This window comes from Salmonella sp. NW1250 (assembly GCF_051812965.1).
Classification (GTDB): Bacteria; Pseudomonadota; Gammaproteobacteria; order Enterobacterales; family Enterobacteriaceae; genus Salmonella; species Salmonella enterica.
In genome coordinates, this window is sequence record NZ_JAMNDD010000005.1 from 353,553 (window position 1) to 368,315 (window position 14,763).

Annotated in this window: 14 protein-coding genes and 1 pseudogene; 7 read left to right on the forward strand and 8 right to left on the reverse strand. The window is 45.9% G+C overall.

The genetic code is table 11. From position 1 onward, the window contains the following. The first annotated feature begins 99 nt into the window (after positions 1-99). Genes hisD through hisIE form a run of 7 tightly spaced genes read left to right on the forward strand, consistent with a single transcriptional unit; the run spans position 100 to position 6,234 of the window. Positions 100-1,404 (forward strand): histidinol dehydrogenase, encoded by a 1,305-nt coding sequence (gene hisD, locus NBA72_RS11820; protein WP_023205658.1) that lies wholly within the window; start codon positions 100-102, stop codon positions 1,402-1,404. Beyond that, the gene (gene hisC / locus NBA72_RS11825; RefSeq protein WP_000102715.1) at positions 1,401-2,480 is read left to right on the forward strand and encodes a histidinol-phosphate transaminase; all 1,080 of its coding nucleotides are present in this window, start codon (positions 1,401-1,403) and stop codon (positions 2,478-2,480) included. Before hisD ends, hisC begins: the two co-directional genes overlap by 4 nt. Then, positions 2,477-3,544 (forward strand): bifunctional histidinol-phosphatase/imidazoleglycerol-phosphate dehydratase HisB, encoded by a 1,068-nt coding sequence (gene hisB / locus NBA72_RS11830; protein WP_000080050.1) that lies wholly within the window; start codon positions 2,477-2,479, stop codon positions 3,542-3,544. The genes hisC and hisB overlap by 4 nt, the downstream gene beginning before the upstream one ends. Next, a complete protein-coding gene (gene hisH / locus NBA72_RS11835; RefSeq protein WP_001103591.1) occupies positions 3,544-4,134 on the forward strand; it encodes an imidazole glycerol phosphate synthase subunit HisH in 591 nt (196 codons plus the stop codon). Before hisB ends, hisH begins: the two co-directional genes overlap by 1 nt. Further along, the gene (gene hisA, locus NBA72_RS11840; protein WP_000586406.1) at positions 4,134-4,871 is read left to right on the forward strand and encodes a 1-(5-phosphoribosyl)-5-[(5-phosphoribosylamino)methylideneamino]imidazole-4-carboxamide isomerase; all 738 of its coding nucleotides are present in this window, start codon (positions 4,134-4,136) and stop codon (positions 4,869-4,871) included. The genes hisH and hisA overlap by 1 nt, the downstream gene beginning before the upstream one ends. Then, the gene (gene hisF / locus NBA72_RS11845) at positions 4,853-5,629 is read left to right on the forward strand and encodes an imidazole glycerol phosphate synthase subunit HisF (protein ID WP_000880125.1); all 777 of its coding nucleotides are present in this window, start codon (positions 4,853-4,855) and stop codon (positions 5,627-5,629) included. The genes hisA and hisF overlap by 19 nt, the downstream gene beginning before the upstream one ends. Continuing rightward, entirely contained in the window at positions 5,623-6,234 is a 612-nt protein-coding gene (gene hisIE / locus NBA72_RS11850) for a bifunctional phosphoribosyl-AMP cyclohydrolase/phosphoribosyl-ATP diphosphatase HisIE (protein WP_000954846.1), read from the forward strand. The genes hisF and hisIE overlap by 7 nt, the downstream gene beginning before the upstream one ends. An 80-nt stretch (positions 6,235-6,314) precedes the next feature. Here the strand turns inward: hisIE and wzzB are convergent, their stop codons facing one another. The 8 genes and pseudogenes from wzzB to NBA72_RS11890 form a co-directional block, all read right to left on the reverse strand. Next, complete coding sequence (gene wzzB / locus NBA72_RS11855) at positions 6,315-7,298, reverse strand: LPS O-antigen chain length determinant protein WzzB (RefSeq protein ID WP_042949038.1); 984 nt, start codon at positions 7,296-7,298, stop codon at positions 6,315-6,317. Between the two features lie 142 nt (positions 7,299-7,440). Beyond that, positions 7,441-8,607, reverse strand: coding sequence for a UDP-glucose 6-dehydrogenase (gene ugd / locus NBA72_RS11860; protein WP_000704825.1), 1,167 nt, complete (start codon positions 8,605-8,607; stop codon positions 7,441-7,443). Between the two features lie 236 nt (positions 8,608-8,843). After that, a complete protein-coding gene (gene gndA, locus NBA72_RS11865) occupies positions 8,844-10,250 on the reverse strand; it encodes an NADP-dependent phosphogluconate dehydrogenase (RefSeq protein ID WP_000043532.1) in 1,407 nt (468 codons plus the stop codon). A 129-nt stretch (positions 10,251-10,379) separates the two neighbouring features. Next, on the reverse strand, positions 10,380-11,276 hold the full coding sequence (locus NBA72_RS11870) for an alpha-1,2-fucosyltransferase (RefSeq protein WP_020898969.1): 897 nt from the start codon (positions 11,274-11,276) through the stop codon (positions 10,380-10,382). A gap of 10 nt (positions 11,277-11,286) precedes the next feature. After that, on the reverse strand, positions 11,287-12,024 hold the full coding sequence (locus NBA72_RS11875) for a glycosyltransferase (RefSeq protein WP_000626464.1): 738 nt from the start codon (positions 12,022-12,024) through the stop codon (positions 11,287-11,289). A 6-nt stretch (positions 12,025-12,030) separates the two neighbouring features. Beyond that, positions 12,031-13,197, reverse strand: coding sequence for a hypothetical protein (locus NBA72_RS11880; protein WP_001206791.1), 1,167 nt, complete (start codon positions 13,195-13,197; stop codon positions 12,031-12,033). 147 nt (positions 13,198-13,344) lie between these two features. Beyond that, positions 13,345-14,583, reverse strand: coding sequence for a lipopolysaccharide biosynthesis protein (locus NBA72_RS11885; protein ID WP_039520040.1), 1,239 nt, complete (start codon positions 14,581-14,583; stop codon positions 13,345-13,347). Continuing rightward, positions 14,584-14,763, reverse strand: a pseudogene (locus tag NBA72_RS11890) (phosphomannomutase CpsG); the annotation flags it as partial.

Sequence of the window (14,763 nt, forward strand, 5' to 3'; positions counted from 1 at the left end):
GACGCCTGATAGCGCTGCGCTTATCAGGCCTACGTAATGCGTTGATATTTTGGGTTCAGTAGGCCGGATAAGGCGGAACCCTGTGATGGAGTAAAGACCATGAGCTTCAATACCCTGATTGACTGGAACAGCTGTAGCCCTGAACAGCAGCGTGCGCTACTGACGCGTCCGGCGATTTCCGCCTCTGACAGTATTACCCGAACGGTCAGCGATATTCTGGATAATGTAAAAACGCGCGGTGACGATGCCCTGCGTGAATACAGCGCTAAATTTGATAAAACAGAAGTGACAGCGCTACGCGTCACCCCTGAAGAAATCGCCGCCGCCGGCGCGCGTCTGAGCGACGAATTAAAACAGGCGATGGCCGCTGCCGTCAAAAATATTGAAACGTTCCATTCCGCGCAGACGCTACCGCCTGTAGATGTGGAAACCCAGCCAGGCGTGCGTTGCCAGCAGGTTACGCGTCCCGTCGCGTCTGTCGGTCTGTATATTCCCGGCGGCTCGGCTCCGCTCTTCTCAACGGTGCTGATGCTGGCGACGCCGGCGCGTATTGCGGGATGTCAGAACGTGGTTCTGTGCTCGCCGCCGCCCATCTCTGATGAAATCCTCTATGCGGCACAACTGTGTGGCGTGCAGGAAATCTTTAACGTCGGCGGCGCGCAGGCGATTGCCGCTCTGGCCTTCGGCAGCGAGTCCGTACCGAAAGTGGATAAAATTTTTGGCCCCGGCAACGCCTTTGTAACCGAAGCCAAGCGTCAGGTCAGCCAACGCCTCGACGGCGCGGCTATCGATATGCCTGCCGGGCCGTCTGAAGTGCTGGTGATCGCCGACAGCGGCGCAACACCGGATTTCGTCGCTTCTGACCTGCTCTCCCAGGCAGAACACGGTCCGGATTCGCAGGTGATCCTGCTGACGCCTGATGCTCACATTGCCCGCAAGGTGGCGGAGGCGGTAGAACGTCAACTGGCGGAACTGCCGCGCGCGGACACCGCCCGGCAGGCCCTGAGCGCCAGTCGTCTGATTGTGACCAAAGATTTAGCGCAGTGCGTCGCCATCTCTAATCAGTATGGGCCGGAACACTTAATCATCCAGACACGCAATGCGCGCGATTTGGTGGATGCGATTACCAGCGCAGGCTCGGTATTTCTCGGCGACTGGTCGCCGGAATCCGCCGGTGATTACGCTTCCGGAACCAACCATGTTTTACCGACCTATGGCTATACTGCTACCTGTTCCAGCCTTGGGTTAGCGGATTTCCAGAAACGGATGACCGTTCAGGAACTGTCGAAAGCGGGCTTTTCCGCTCTGGCATCAACCATTGAAACATTGGCGGCGGCAGAACGTCTGACCGCCCATAAAAATGCCGTGACCCTGCGCGTAAACGCCCTCAAGGAGCAAGCATGAGCACTGAAAACACTCTCAGCGTCGCTGACTTAGCCCGTGAAAATGTCCGCAACCTGGTACCGTATCAGTCCGCCCGCCGTCTGGGCGGTAACGGCGATGTCTGGCTGAACGCGAATGAATTCCCGACAGCGGTGGAGTTTCAGCTCACCCAACAAACGCTTAACCGCTACCCGGAATGCCAGCCAAAGGCCGTGATTGAAAACTACGCGCAATATGCTGGCGTAAAGCCGGAGCAGGTGCTGGTCAGCCGCGGCGCGGATGAAGGGATCGAACTGGTGATCCGCGCCTTCTGCGAACCGGGGAAAGACGCCATTCTCTACTGTCCGCCCACTTACGGTATGTACAGCGTCAGCGCCGAAACCATTGGCGTAGAGCGCCGGACGGTTCCCGCGCTTGAAAACTGGCAGCTGGATCTACAGGGGATTTCCGACAACCTTGACGGCACAAAAGTGGTATTCGTTTGTAGCCCCAATAACCCTACCGGGCAACTTATCAACCCGCAGGATCTGCGCACGCTGCTGGAGTTGACACGCGGTAAAGCGATAGTCGTCGCCGACGAAGCTTATATTGAGTTTTGCCCGCAGGCCACGCTGACAGGCTGGCTGGTTGAATATCCTCATCTGGTTATCCTGCGCACATTGTCGAAAGCTTTTGCGCTGGCGGGTCTGCGCTGCGGCTTTACGCTGGCTAATGAAGAGGTGATCAACCTGCTGTTAAAAGTGATCGCCCCTTATCCGCTTTCTACGCCAGTGGCGGATATCGCCGCCCAGGCGCTGAGCCCGCAGGGAATAAACGCAATGCGCGATCGCGTGGCGCAGACAGTGCAGGAACGTCAGTATCTGGTGAATGCCCTGCAACAGACCGCCTGCGTAGAACACGTCTTTGACTCTGAAACCAACTATATCCTGGCGCGGTTTACCGCCTCCAGCAGCGTGTTTAAATCCTTATGGGATCAGGGCATTATCTTACGCGATCAGAATAAACAACCTTCTTTAAGCGGCTGCCTGCGGATTACGGTCGGCACCCGCCAGGAAAACCAGCGCGTCATTGACGCCTTACGTGCGGAGCCAGTATGAGTCAGAAGTATCTTTTCATTGACCGGGACGGAACCTTAATTTCCGAACCGCCGAGCGATTTTCAGGTAGACCGCTTTGATAAACTGGCCTTTGAGCCAGAGGTGATTCCCGTATTGCTGAAGCTGCAAAAAGCCGGTTTTAAGCTGGTGATGATCACTAACCAGGATGGACTTGGCACGCAAAGCTTCCCGCAGGCGGACTTCGACGGACCGCACAACCTGATGATGCAGATTTTCACCTCTCAGGGCGTACGCTTTGATGAGGTGCTGATCTGCCCTCACCTGCCCGCAGACGACTGCGACTGCCGCAAGCCCAAAGTGAAGCTGGTGGAGCGTTATCTTGCGGAACAAGCGATGGATAGCGCCAACAGCTATGTGATTGGCGATCGTGCGACCGATATCCAGCTCGCTGATAATATGGGCATTACTGGTTTACGCTATCACCGTGAAACGCTGAACTGGACGATGATTGGCGAACAGCTAACGAAACGCGATCGCTATGCGCATGTGGTCCGCAACACCAAAGAAACACAGATTGATGTCAGCGTCTGGCTGGATCGCGAAGGCAACAGCAAGATTAATACCGGCGTCGGCTTCTTTGACCATATGCTCGATCAAATCGCCACCCACGGCGGCTTTCGTATGGAGATTACCGTTAAGGGCGATCTCTATATCGACGATCACCATACGGTAGAAGATACCGGACTGGCGCTCGGTGAGGCATTAAAACTGGCACTCGGCGACAAACGCGGTATCTGCCGTTTTGGCTTTGTACTGCCGATGGATGAATGTCTGGCGCGCTGCGCGCTGGATATTTCCGGTCGTCCGCATCTGGAATATAAAGCTGAATTTACCTACCAGCGTGTGGGCGATTTGAGCACAGAGATGATTGAACACTTTTTCCGCTCACTCTCTTACACGATGGGCGTCACTCTGCATCTCAAGACTAAGGGTAAGAATGATCACCACCGTGTCGAAAGTTTGTTTAAAGCCTTTGGTCGGACGCTACGCCAGGCTATTCGCGTGGAGGGCGATACATTACCGTCCTCGAAAGGAGTGCTGTGATGAACGTCGTCATCCTTGACACCGGCTGCGCCAATTTAAGCTCGGTAAAATCCGCCGTGGCGCGCCACGGTTACACCCCGGTGGTCAGCCGCGAAGCGGAAATCGTATTACGCGCTGACAAACTCTTTCTGCCCGGCGTCGGCACGGCGCAGGCCGCTATGGATCAACTGCGCGAACGTGAACTGATCGACTTAATTAAAGCGTGTACTCAGCCGGTACTGGGTATCTGCTTAGGGATGCAACTGCTGGGTCGTCGCAGCGAAGAAACGCGCGGCGTGGATCTGCTGAACATTATCGAACAAGACGTGCCGAAAATGACCGACTTTGGTCTGCCGCTGCCGCACATGGGCTGGAATCGCGTGTATCCGCAGGCGGGCAACCGGCTGTTTCAGGGCATTGAAGATGGCGCCTATTTTTACTTTGTGCACAGCTACGCGATGCCGGTCAACCCGTGGACTATCGCCCAGTGCAATTACGGCGAGCCGTTTACCGCGGCGGTACAGAAAGATAATTTCTTCGGCGTACAGTTCCATCCGGAACGTTCGGGCGCGGCGGGCGCACAGTTGCTGAAAAACTTCCTGGAGATGTAATGATTATTCCGGCATTAGATTTAATTGACGGCACCGTGGTGCGTCTCCACCAGGGCGACTACGCCCGGCAGCGGGATTACGGTAACGATCCCCTGCCCCGTTTGCAGGATTACGCCGCCCAGGGCGCCGGGGTGCTGCATCTGGTAGATCTGACCGGCGCTAAAGATCCGGCTAAGCGACAGATACCGCTGATTAAAACCCTGGTCGCGGGCGTGAACGTGCCTGTTCAGGTCGGCGGCGGCGTGCGTACCGAAGAAGACGTTGCGGCATTACTGAAAGCTGGCGTTGCCCGTGTGGTCATCGGTTCAACGGCGGTGAAATCCCCTGACGTGGTGAAAGGCTGGTTTGAACGTTTTGGCGCGCAGGCGCTGGTGTTGGCGCTGGACGTTCGCATAGACGAACACGGCAACAAGCAGGTGGCGGTTAGCGGCTGGCAGGAAAATTCCGGTGTCTCGCTGGAACAACTGGTGGAGACCTATCTCCCCGTCGGCCTGAAACATGTACTGTGTACCGATATTTCTCGCGACGGCACGCTGGCGGGCTCTAACGTTTCGCTGTACGAAGAGGTATGCGCCAGATATCCGCAGATCGCCTTTCAATCCTCCGGCGGTATTGGCGATATCGATGATATTGCCGCCCTGCGCGGCACCGGCGTGCGCGGCGTGATTGTCGGACGCGCTCTGTTAGAAGGGAAATTTACCGTTAAGGAGGCCATCCAATGCTGGCAAAACGTATAATTCCGTGTCTGGATGTTCGTGATGGTCAGGTGGTGAAAGGCGTACAGTTTCGCAACCATGAGATCATTGGCGATATCGTTCCGCTGGCCAAACGCTATGCCGACGAAGGCGCGGACGAACTGGTGTTCTATGACATTACCGCCTCCAGCGATGGTCGCGTAGTCGATAAAAGCTGGGTGGCGCGCGTTGCCGAGGTGATCGACATTCCGTTTTGTGTAGCGGGCGGTATCCGGTCAATTGACGACGCCGCCAAAATTCTCTCTTTCGGGGCGGATAAGATCTCTATCAACTCCCCGGCGCTGGCTGACCCAACGCTGATTACCCGTCTGGCTGACCGTTTTGGCGTACAGTGCATTGTCGTCGGGATTGATACCTGGTTTGACGACGCCACGGGGAAATACCATGTTAACCAGTATACCGGCGATGAAAACCGTACCCGCGTGACGCAGTGGGAGACGCTGGATTGGGTGCAAGAGGTACAACAGCGCGGCGCGGGGGAAATCGTCCTGAATATGATGAACCAGGACGGCGTGCGTAACGGTTACGATCTGACGCAGTTGAAAAAAGTCCGTGACGTTTGCCGCGTGCCGCTGATCGCCTCCGGCGGCGCGGGCACGATGGAACACTTTCTTGAGGCATTCCGTGATGCCGATGTCGACGGCGCGCTTGCCGCCTCCGTTTTTCATAAGCAAATCATCAATATTGGCGAATTAAAAGCGTACCTGGCAGGCCAGGGCGTGGAGATCAGGATATGTTAACAGAGCAACAACGCCGCGAGCTGGACTGGGAAAAAACCGATGGCCTGATGCCAGCCATCGTGCAACATGCGGTATCCGGCGAAGTATTGATGCTGGGCTATATGAACCCACAAGCGCTGGACAAAACCATTGAATCCGGCCATGTCACGTTCTTCTCACGCACGAAACAGCGTTTATGGACCAAAGGCGAAACCTCAGGCCATGTGCTGAATGTCGTCAGCATTGCGCCAGATTGCGACAACGATACACTGCTGGTGCTGGCAAACCCTGTCGGGCCGACCTGCCACAAAGGTACCAGCAGTTGCTTTGGCGACGCCAGCCATCAGTGGTTATTCCTGTATCAACTGGAGCAGCTACTGGCAGAGCGCAAAACCGCCGATCCGGCCAGCTCTTACACGGCGAAACTGTACGCCAGCGGTACCAAACGTATTGCGCAAAAAGTTGGCGAAGAAGGTGTAGAAACCGCGCTGGCGGCCACCGTCAATGATCGTTTTGAATTAACCAATGAAGCGTCTGATTTGATGTACCACCTGCTGGTGCTGTTGCAGGATCAGGATCTCAACCTCACCACCGTGATCGACAATCTTCGTAAGCGTCATCAATAAGCGTAAAAAAACCGGGCAATGCCCGGTTTTTTAATGAGAAATTTTACCTTTCGAAGCCGACCACCATCCGGCAAAGAAGCTTACAAGGCTTTTGGCTTATAGCTACGTAGCGCATTGCGCCCCAGCACAATCCCGGCACCGATCATCCCGCCCAGCAACACAGCCAGCACGAGGGTAATGGCTGTTTTCGGGCTATCGCGACGGACCGGCAGCGTCGGCTTCATCACATAACGATAGACGTGCACCGTATCGGCAGTCACTTTCAGATTTTTAATGTCCAGCAGTGTCTGCTTCGTCTGGTAATAGGTCGGAGAAAAGACCAGTGGACGCGTCGCTTCGTTCTGTATCATCGATTTTAGCGCATCGCTCCCCAACAGGAACATCGTGTCCTGGGTAACATCCTGGGTTTGCTGAATCTGCGGCTGCGTGATTTTGGCCTCATCCGCATAGCGCAACGCTTCTTCGATTTGCTTAATACGCAGATCTTTTTGCTCCTGCGCCACAACTTCCTGCGTCTCAAGGGACTCCTGCAACGTTTTGGTTTGCAGCGTGATGTTATCTTTCAGGTCAACTTCCAGTTCCTTAGCGACCTCTTCATCCACCTGTTGGATATATTCCGCCAGCCGACGCTGCGCCCCTTCAGCGGTAGTACTCACATAAGAAACCGAGAGCGGCAGCGTCTGCCCCTTTACCGACTGTTCAATGGTGAGCTTTTCCCGCTCTTTCTGATTATCCAGCGCTTCCGATAATGCGGAAAACGCAGAACTAAAGCGGCTTATAAAATTCGCCTGCACTTCAGAGATTTTGGGGGCATTCCCGCCATACAAGACGTTGAGCGCGTTGGTATAGGTGGCAACCTGCGCGGCATCAGGTTGGGTAATAATCGCCGTGGATGTCCATTTTTCTTTGGCTATCATCAGGTAGCCTACGGCCAGCAAAATGGCGATAATAACGGCTACAATAATGGTCATCTTCCCACGCCATAACTGTAGCAATAACTCAATCAAATCAATCTGTTCCGGATCGTTCCCACGCCCGGAAGACGTATTACTATCCACTGTCATAGATACCCTAACTAAAAAAAGGATGAAGCTGGAGACAGTGTAGTCATAAAGCAAATATATGCCATAGGATTAATGATAAAAATCAGACATTATTTCCATTTGGTCAATAAATCATCGGGACTCATCAGCCCCGATTGCCTTATTAATCACTACCGAAAAGATCGCGGGTATACACTTTTTCAGCGACATCCAAAAGCTCTGCCGCCATCCTGTTGGAAATAATGACATCCGCCTGCTGTTTAAAGCAGTGCAAATCACGTTCAAGACGTGAGTTAAAGAAAGTATCTTCTTCCATTACCGGCTCATAGATGATGACCTCTACGCCTTTCGCTTTAATGCGCTTCATAATCCCCTGAATCGATGAGGCGCGGAAGTTATCGGAGCCACTCTTCATAATCAGGCGATAAATGCCCACCACTTTAGGCTTTCTGGCGAGGATAGCGTCGGCAATAAAATCTTTACGCGTACGGTTTGCTTCAACGATAGCGGAGATAATATTATTAGGCACCGACTGATAATTAGCCAGCAACTGTTTGGTATCTTTTGGCAAACAATATCCGCCATAACCAAAAGAGGGATTATTATAATGATTGCCAATACGCGGGTCGAGGCACACCCCTTCAATAATTTGTCGGGTATTTAATCCTAACGTTTCAGCATAGCTGTCTAATTCATTAAAATAAGCGACTCGCATAGCGAGATAAGTATTGGCGAAAAGTTTAATGGCTTCCGCTTCAGTGGAGTCCGTAAACAGCGTCGGAATCTCCTGTTTAATAGCGCCTTCCTGGAGTAATGCGGCAAATTCTCTGGCGCGCTCAGACTGTTCCCCAATCACGATACGGGAGGGATAAAGGTTATCGTAAAGGGCTTTACCTTCACGTAAAAACTCCGGAGAGAAAATGATATTTTCTGTCGCAAACTTCTGACGCATTGCCGCCGTGAAGCCAACCGGCACCGTAGACTTAATAATCATCACGGCTGCGGGGTTGATGCTGATCACATCCTGAATGACCGATTCCACACTGGACGTATTAAAATAGTTGGTTTTGGGATCGTAATCCGTAGGCGTAGCAATGATGACGTAATCTGCATTCTGGTACGCATCAAACTTATCCAGCGTTGCCCTGAATCTGATGTTATCTTCCTTTAAAAATTGCTGAATTTCTTTATCAACAATCGGAGATATCCGATCATTTAACAGTTCAACACGGGAAGGAACAATGTCTAACGCCACCACATCATGATGTTGTGCAATAAGCAAACCATTAGACAAGCCAACATAACCCGTCCCGGATATCGTGATTTTCATTATTCGCTCTCAGAATTAACTTAATTATGAATCATGATGTATTTCGCATCCTGATAAGATATTAAAGTTTTAACGCCTGAGTATATAAAGTGCAACGCAGACGAAAACAATTCAGATTATCTTCATTACGATAAACACAGATTATTAAGTTAATATTAAGCAAAAGCGATAAATCAATAAGAATAGAGATAAAAAAAAGCCCGGTATTAAACCGGGCTTAAACATTTTTGCAGAAATTATTCCAACCACTCGGTATGGAAAATGCCTTCTTTATCAGTACGTTTATAGGTGTGCGCACCAAAGTAGTCACGCTGCGCCTGAATTAAGTTAGCTGGCAGTACTGCGGCGCGATAGCTGTCATAGTAGGCCACTGCCGCAGAGAATGTCGGCACCGGAATGCCGTTCTGCACCGCGTAAGCCACAACATCACGCAGCGCCTGCTGGTACTCATCAGCAATTTTCTTGAAGTAAGGCGCTAACAGCAAATTGGCAATACCAGCGTTTTCTGCGTAAGCATCGGTGATTTTCTGCAGGAACTGAGCGCGAATGATACAACCCGCACGGAAAATCTTAGCAATCTCGCCGTAGTTGAGATCCCAGTGATATTCATCAGACGCGGCGCGTAGCTGCGAGAAGCCCTGCGCATAGGAGACGATCTTGCCAAGATACAGCGCGCGACGCACTTTCTCGATAAATTCCGCTTTGTCGCCTGCCGGTTGCGCTTTCGGCCCGGAGAGCACTTTAGATGCGGCAACACGTTGCGCTTTCAACGAAGAGATGTAACGCGCAAAGACGGATTCGGTAATCAGCGACAGCGGTTCACCCAGATCCAGCGCGCTCTGGCTGGTCCATTTACCGGTCCCTTTGTTGGCGGCTTCATCAAGAATGACATCCACCAGATAGTTTCCGTCTTCATCTTTTTTAGTGAAGATGTCTTTAGTGATGTCGATCAGATAGCTGCTCAGCTCGCCGTTATTCCACTCAGTAAAAGTGTTCGCCAACTCTTCATTGCTGAGGTTCAGGCCGCCTTTCAGCAAGGAGTAAGCTTCAGCGATAAGCTGCATATCGCCATATTCAATACCATTATGGACCATCTTGACGTAGTGACCCGCACCATCGGCGCCGATATAGGTCACGCACGGTTCACCATCTTCCGCCACGGCAGCAATCTTCGTCAGGATCGGCGCCACCAGTTCATAGGCATCTTTCTGACCGCCAGGCATGATAGATGGCCCCTTCAGCGCGCCCTCTTCACCACCGGAAACACCGGTACCGATAAAGTTAAAACCTTCCGCAGACAGCTCGCGATTGCGACGGATTGTGTCCTGGAAGAAGGTGTTACCGCCATCAATAATGATATCGCCTTTTTCCAGATACGGTTTCAGCGAATCGATAGCTGCATCAGTACCTGCACCCGCTTTCACCATTAACAGGATACGACGAGGCGTTTCGAGGGATTCAACAAACTCTTTCACCGTGTAATAAGGCACCAGCTTTTTGCCGGGATTCTCGGCAATCACTTCTTCGGTCTTTTCACGGGAGCGGTTGAAAACGGAGACGGTATAACCACGGCTTTCGATGTTGAGCGCGAGGTTGCGCCCCATCACTGCCATACCGACGACGCCGATCTGTTGCTTGGACATTACATACTCCTGTCAGGTGTGGTCACCGCGCGACGAGAGCGCGGCTTGAAATGTGGCTTAGATGTTAACTTAAAAATCAATAGTATTACAGTTACAAATTCCCGCCTTATTTATTAAGTTACGCCTTAATTAAAGCGTTATCCAACTCGCATTTCTTAAAGATGTTTCGTTATTTCCCAAAAACCATTGCTTAGGTGAAATAACCAATTTATCTTCATACTTATTCAGCCAAGCTCCCCACCAACTGTAGGTACTATTTGCTATAATATTGTTTTTACATAAAGACATAAGATACATATCTATGGCGCTAAAATCATAGTCACTATTATTTATCACATAACAATTATCATTCTCCAAAAAGGCTTTCTGTGCCCATCGAACATCATCAGAGAAGATAATAAAATTTTGTTTACCTCGCTCACGCTCTACATATTCCATAGCATGGTTGTAATAACTTATATCCAGCACACCATGATATTTAGCCGCATGCTGATTTGTTACATAATCTCCACGGCGAATGTGTAACGCAGTTGTATTATTGCTTCTCTGAATCAAGGAATATAGCTCTAAGTTTTTACAGATATCTAGAAGATCATCCCGTAGTTCAAACAAAGGTAAAATTAACTGTTTATGCTTATTGAGTAGATCTGCATCCTGATAAAATGAAAATAAACATGCTTTATCAATATTTTTTATTGTTTCAAAAGTGTAAAAAGCTCTATCAGAGAGAGCATATTTCCCAAAGAGAGCTATGGATAAAATTTCTGATATTTGCTTAGGAAATGGATTTCTTTTAAATTTTCTAAGCAACTTAATTTTTTCTTTTTCATCCGCAAAACTGAATCTATCATAGCTTATGTTAAACTGGTTCAGTTCTAAAGATCGTACAGTATCCCTTTTCGGTTGAGAATAATAATAACTGTCATCCAACACTAATGTAGTGCTCTGGAAATATTGCTTAAGAATATAAGCAGCTGCATATTGAAACATTTGGTTACCTAAACCACCAGAAAGACAGCTATACACAGTTAAATCCTTATTTTATTAGGGCTTTAGAGAAATGATAAATGCAGGCAATAAAATTAATCATTTTTCTGTTCTTTAAGAATTCTCGTAACGAATAACTCGCACATTCATAATATGCAAGTTTCGATTTTTGGGTCGAGTTTGAATGTATGCGATAATTTAATAAAGGCTCATCCATATTATCCCAACGTGGAATTGAATCCCGCATCCTTAACCAAAGATCATAATCTTCAGAATTAAACCCTCCACTATAACCTCTATGTTTCAGGAAAAAATCTTTTCTAAACATTACCGAAGGATGAGCAAAGGGGTTTTTAAAAATTATCTTTTTGAAGATCGCATTTTTTTGAGGATAGGATCTAAGACCTAAGAAAGTATCATTCTCGTCAATTAAATTGATTGCCGTACCAACTAAATCGAGATTATTCTTTTCAAGATATGTTATTTGTTTCTCTAAACGCTCAGGATGAGATATATCATCCGAATCCATTCTTGCTATAATATCATACTTTGATCGCGATATTGCAAGATTTAGAGAGAAACCTAGTTGCCCGATACATGTTTCAATTATTTTAACTTGTTGATTACTATTTATCTTTTCTTTCAAAGTAGTAGCTATTTCACTTGCATCCTTACCATTAGCAATAATAATTAATTCATAGTTTCTAAAAGTCTGATTCAATATGCTATTAATTGCAGGCATTACATATAAATCAAACCTATTAACACACATAATAACTGATATCATGCCAATTTATATCCTTTTAGCACGTAAAATTCTTTTAACTAAAAAAACAGTAAAAATTAACGGAAGTATAAAAAAATTCATATTGACAAAATTATTATACATCATCGAAAATAAACACGCCATAACCAAGAACGGCTGGAATATATATGAAAAAGGTGTTCTATTTCTTTTCAGGAAAATATACTGTGCTATAAAACCAATAAAAAAAGCATAAACGAAACTAAAAAAACCTAATGATACATAGGAACTTCCTACAAGACCAATAGGAGATGTACTATCAGGAAAATATAAACTAATAGTTGAGGCAGGTATTATTTTTTGAGGTAAAAACCAATTAAAAAAATAAAAAATGTCGCTTATATTATTTTGTACAATATAACTAAAGTTGACTATAGGAGAACCAAAATAAAAACCACCAATAAATCTTAATATAAATTCAAAGTTAAACGATAAATCTTGATCAGGATTTCTAATAATTCTCGTAACCGAAAAAAGTATGATGGTAAAAATCGCAACACAACTTCCTTTTGTAAAAGATATTTTTTTCGGAGAATATAACATTAGCCCTAAGAAAACATAAAGTAACGATTGTAGCTTGGCGTAACTAATAAATTTTATAATAATAATAATAAGACTAATTAAGACTATTGGCCTTTTATCATTCAATAATCTTGCCATACCATACATTAGAATTCCGAAATACCCAAGAAGTAAAGAGATACCATGTATGCCTAGTGGTGAGGAAGCTATTTTTGACTCTATAAGCTGAGCGTTAACCCCTCCTAATATATAGATGTTTATTATATTTGCATTCCCCATGAAATATTGGGTTATTAAAAATGTAATAACATTCATCAAGAGGATAACTTTAAAAAAGACATCATATTTTTTAAAGTTATAAATAATATACTCATTTCTAGGGGGGAAATTTATCTTATTATAAAGAAAGCAATACGATGAAAACGCACCGATTAAAAAGAAAAAGAAAAAAAACAAGGTAATGATTAGAACATTATTATCAGGATTAAAATTAAATATATTAAAAGAATTCCATACCTCTTCGCTTGTTTTTATTTGAAAAATGGTATTAAGCACAACAGAAACAGTTATTAAAATAACAGGATTAAATACAGTTCTGAAGTCATCATTTTTAGGTATTATTATTTCTCTCATTATCACCTCGGAGATAAAAATATCTCATATCATGCTTATTTTAAGATTTTATTTTTTAATATAATTTGTATATGATTAAAAATAAATCTAATTATTTAGTTTTCGAAGCAAATGTGATACTAAATTCCCAACCTTTTCCAATATGCATTAATTATCTTTTTTTCCTTTATGGAGAAAAAACAAACCACATAATAAGACTATGCTAAAATTAATCATCCATGATAATGCTCCAGCCACCTCATGAATTTTTGGGGAAAACAATATTAGGAAAATAGAGTTAATAATAATAATCAAAAGTTGCGAAATAAATATCACCCCACCTCTATTTTCAACAATTAACTTAACGTGAATAAAGTTATAAAAAAAGTTTATCAGCACAGCAACGCTCAAAATTTTGACAATAATAACTCCATACTCTACAACTTCAATATTATGACTCCATAACCAAAGTATGTCTTTTGCCCAAAAAAATAATATGCAAGATGGCATTAAGACACAAAAAAAAGCTATTGTTTTATATAATCCCAACTTAGTTGTATCGCCAATTTTTGCGATATGAGGTAATATTGCTTTAACCATTGGATACTGTAACTGCAATAACGCAAGTCCAAATTGCATAGTCATAACATACAAGCCAAAGTTTTGAATGCTTAAAAACCTTGACATAAATATTCTATCTAATTGTGAAGAAAAAACGCCTAACAGAATCCCTAAGGATATTTTATAGTTAGTAATAATAATTCTTTTGATTTTTCCCCATGACGGTTTACACACTCCTATCCTTGATACGATAAAAGAAAAATTACAGATAAACTCAATCATAGCAATTAGGAAGAAAGATAATACATAAATATATGTTTGTCGGCTAACGTTTAGAATTAAAATTACTGCTGTAATATTTTTCAAAGAAATGAATATACATTGCGATAAGTTTGCTTTTACTTGCTCTTCATTCCCATTCCAATATGCCAAATTAACGTTATTGCAAAACTGGAAAAAAAACTGCCCTGCAAAAATTTTTATAGCGAGTTCAAGTTGCTTTGCAGAAAAAGCATCCAATCTAAACCATTTTTCAGCAATAGCCTCTGCAGAAAAATACAAGAAAAACACAGCACAAAGCGCAATCAAAAAATATAAAGCTATATAGTTTGAATATATCTCTTTAATATTCTGTTTTTTTTGTGCAAAGTCCCTTGGCATAACTTGTGACATTCCTGCATCAAGCAGTAATAATATCCCTTGTAAGGATAAACATGCAGCCACCATACCCCATTGTTCTTTCCCTAATAACTTCAGGTAAAAAGGAGCCATTAAAAGAATTATAGCTCCCTGCCAAAAAACCCCACATAAATTAGCAATGGTATTTATATAAATACGCTTTTCCATTTAGCTATCTCTAAGAAATTCTAAAATTCTATAAGTATTCTCCCTCATCAAATACTGGTCGCCGCGCGATTCCACATTCAGGCGCACCACCGGTTCGGTGTTTGACGAGCGCAGGTTGAAACGCCAGTCCGGGAATGACATGCTGAGGCCGTCCGTGCGGTCCACCGCCTGCGCCTCTTC

Bases quoted from the DNA above. Each gene is read 5' to 3' on its own strand.
- hisD (WP_023205658.1), top strand. From the start codon at position 100: ATGAGCTTCAATACCCTGATTGACTGGAACAGCTGTAGCCCTGAACAG.
- hisC (WP_000102715.1), top strand. From the start codon at position 1,401: ATGAGCACTGAAAACACTCTCAGCGTCGCTGACTTAGCCCGTGAAAAT.
- hisB (WP_000080050.1), top strand. From the start codon at position 2,477: ATGAGTCAGAAGTATCTTTTCATTGACCGGGACGGAACCTTAATTTCC.
- hisH (WP_001103591.1), top strand. From the start codon at position 3,544: ATGAACGTCGTCATCCTTGACACCGGCTGCGCCAATTTAAGCTCGGTA.
- hisA (WP_000586406.1), top strand. From the start codon at position 4,134: ATGATTATTCCGGCATTAGATTTAATTGACGGCACCGTGGTGCGTCTC.
- hisF (WP_000880125.1), top strand. From the start codon at position 4,853: ATGCTGGCAAAACGTATAATTCCGTGTCTGGATGTTCGTGATGGTCAG.
- hisIE (WP_000954846.1), top strand. From the start codon at position 5,623: ATGTTAACAGAGCAACAACGCCGCGAGCTGGACTGGGAAAAAACCGAT.
- wzzB (WP_042949038.1), bottom strand. From the start codon at position 7,298: ATGACAGTGGATAGTAATACGTCTTCCGGGCGTGGGAACGATCCGGAA.
- ugd (WP_000704825.1), bottom strand. From the start codon at position 8,607: ATGAAAATCACGATATCCGGGACGGGTTATGTTGGCTTGTCTAATGGT.
- gndA (WP_000043532.1), bottom strand. From the start codon at position 10,250: ATGTCCAAGCAACAGATCGGCGTCGTCGGTATGGCAGTGATGGGGCGC.
- NBA72_RS11875 (WP_000626464.1), bottom strand. From the start codon at position 12,024: ATGATATCAGTTATTATGTGTGTTAATAGGTTTGATTTATATGTAATG.
- NBA72_RS11880 (WP_001206791.1), bottom strand. From the start codon at position 13,197: ATGAGAGAAATAATAATACCTAAAAATGATGACTTCAGAACTGTATTT.
- NBA72_RS11885 (WP_039520040.1), bottom strand. From the start codon at position 14,583: ATGGAAAAGCGTATTTATATAAATACCATTGCTAATTTATGTGGGGTT.